1 protein-coding gene is annotated in these 2,044 nt (G+C 66.3%); it reads left to right on the plus strand.

The window, feature by feature from the left end; genetic code table 11:
- Positions 1 to 2,002: efflux RND transporter permease subunit (locus tag FJ980_RS30085; RefSeq protein ID WP_140547245.1), on the plus strand; the 2,002-nt coding region annotated here is incomplete at its 5' end.
- Positions 2,003 to 2,044 lie beyond the last annotated feature (42 nt).

Here is a 2,044-nt window from a genome sequence, read left to right on the forward strand (position 1 = left end):
GCGGCTGGCCCTGGTGCTGGCGACGGGGCTTGTCGTCGATGACGCGATCGTCGTTTTGGAAAACATCGTGCGGCGGCGCAATCAAGGCATGGGGCCGCGTGCCGCTGCCGTGCTCGGCGCACAGGAGGTGTTCTTCGCCGTCATCGCCACCACGCTGACGCTGGTTGCCGTCTTCGTGCCGATCTCCTTCCTGCCGGGCCAGACCGGCGGCCTGTTCCGCGAATTCGGCTTCGTGCTCGCCATGTCGGTGCTGTTGTCCTGCGTGGTCGCGCTGACGCTTTGCCCCATGCTTGCCTCGCGCATGCTGTCCACTGCTGCCCTCCACCACGAGGGCGCCGGTAGCCCTCGTTCAGCGCGCCGCCGATGCGTGCGCCGACGCCGTTGCCGCCCTCGTGGAGGAGGGCAGCAGTGCACAGCATGCGCGGCCTACCGGCGCAGCCTGCATGTCTGCCTCGACGCGCCGTGGATCGTGGTGCTGGTGGCGCTGCTGTTCGCCGGCACCGCAGTCGCGCTGTTCGGCACCATCCGCCAGGAATTGACGCCGACCGAGGATCGCGCGGTCGTGCTGCTTCGCATCAGCGCCCCGCAAGGCGTCAGCCTCGACTACACGACGCAGCAGATGCAGAAGATCGAAAAACTGATCCAGCCGCTGCGTGATTCCGGCGAAATCGTCAGCACTTTCGAGAGCGCCGGCCAGAACGGCGCCTATAATTCAGGCTTCATGGTGATGACGCTGGCGCCCTGGGACGAGCGCAGCCGCAGCCAGCAGGAGATCATGGCCGAGATCAGCCAACTCACCCGCCAGGTGCCCAGTGTGCGTATCTTCCCGGTGCAGCCCAACAGCCTCGGCATCCGTGGCGCCGGCAACGGCCTGCAGTTCGCGCTGGTCGGCAACGACCGCAAGGCGCTCGGCGACGCGGCCGTCAAGATCATCGCCGAGATGCAGAAGGATCCGCGTTTCCAGACACCCCGTCTTTCCATCGACCCGACGCAACCGCAGCTCTCCGTCGCCATCGACCGCGAGCGCGCCTCCGATCTCGGCATCGACATCACCGGGCTGGCCAACACCATGCAGGCCATGCTCGACGGCAACGACGTCGTCGATGTCTACATCGCCGACCGCAGCTACGGGGTGAAGCTGGTTTCGACCACCAACCCGATCAACGATCCGACCGACCTGGAGAACGTCTTCCTAAAGACGGCTGACGGCCGTTTCGTGCCGATGTCGACCATAGCCACGCTGACCGAGCGTGCCGTGCCGCCCTCGCTGTCGCGCGAGCAGCAGCAGCCGTCGGTGGCGATCACGTCCAACCTCGGCGGCGATTTCGCCCTCGGCTCGGCCCTTACGCGCGCCGAGGAGATCGCAACGCCGCTTCTGCCGCCGGGCAGCCGCATCGTGCCGTTGGCCGAGGCGGCGACGCTGGGTGAGACAAACAGCGCCATGGTCACCATCTTCGGTTTTGCCCTGGTCATCATCCTGCTGGTGCTTGCCGCGCAATTCGAGAGCTTCGTCAGCGCCATCATCATCATGGCGACAGTGCCGCTCGGCCTCGCCTGCGCCATCTTCGCGCTTCTGCTCTCGGGCACCAGCCTCAACGCCTACAGCCAGATAGGCTTGGTGCTGCTGGTCGGCGTCATGGCCAAGAACGGCATCCTGATCGTCGAATTCGCAAACCAGCTGCGCGATCGCGGACTGGGGGTGCGCGAGGCGATCGAACAGGCCTCGACCATTCGCTTGCGCCCGGTGATGATGACAATGATCTGCCCCGTGCTCGGCGGCGTGCCGCTGGTGCTGGCGGCGGGCGCCGGCGCCGAGGCCCGTATCGCGCTAGGCTGGGTGATCGTCGGCGGACTGGGGCTGGCCACCGTCTCGACGCTGTTCCTGACCCCCGTCGCCTATCTCTTGCTCGGCCGCTTCGTCACGCCGAAGACCCGAGAGGAGGCGCGGCTGAAGCGCGAACTCGAGGAAGCCGCCTACACCGATGTGGAGCCGGCTGAATAGGGAAATTCCAGGAGACCGTGTAGCGGGTCCGGAATTTTCGTG

This window comes from Mesorhizobium sp. B1-1-5 (assembly GCF_006443065.1).
Lineage (GTDB): Bacteria > Pseudomonadota > Alphaproteobacteria > Rhizobiales > Rhizobiaceae > Mesorhizobium.